Source organism: Kitasatospora sp. SC0581, assembly GCF_048159585.1.
In the GTDB taxonomy this organism is placed as follows: Bacteria; Actinomycetota; Actinomycetes; order Streptomycetales; family Streptomycetaceae; genus Kitasatospora.
In genome coordinates, this window is the sequence record NZ_JBLRWA010000189.1 from 1 (window position 1) to 392 (window position 392).

Genomic DNA, 392 nt, shown 5'->3' on the forward strand with positions numbered 1-392 from the left:
AGCAACCAAGGGTTATACCGGCATCAATCCCCATCTTTTCCTGCGGATGGCGAACAGTCGTTAATGCCGGATTGATAAACTTTGAAAACTGGTAATCATCAACCCCAATAACAGAGAGATCATCTGGTATATTCAGACCGATTTCTTTGACAAAATTCATGACTTGAATGGCCAGTTGATCGTTGTAGCAAACAATTGCAGTCGGAGCGAACTCAGGGCGCGACAGCATTGTATGAAGTTTTTTAAATAGATTGATTTTGTTTTCCTCTGTCTGGTACATCATGATTTCACCCATCCTGCTTAATTTTTTCGTATTTTTTGCTCATATTCATGTAAGTTTCCTTTTCTAGTATTGAAGATGCTCAACAAATTAACAGTAATTGTTACGTACA

1 protein-coding gene is annotated in these 392 nt (G+C 38.3%); it reads right to left on the reverse strand.

The window, feature by feature from the left end; translation table 11 throughout:
* Window positions 1-295: substrate-binding domain-containing protein (locus ACLWS4_RS37715; RefSeq protein ID WP_416876530.1), on the reverse strand; the 295-nt coding region annotated here is incomplete at its 3' end.
* Between the last annotated feature and the right edge of the window lie 97 nt (window positions 296-392).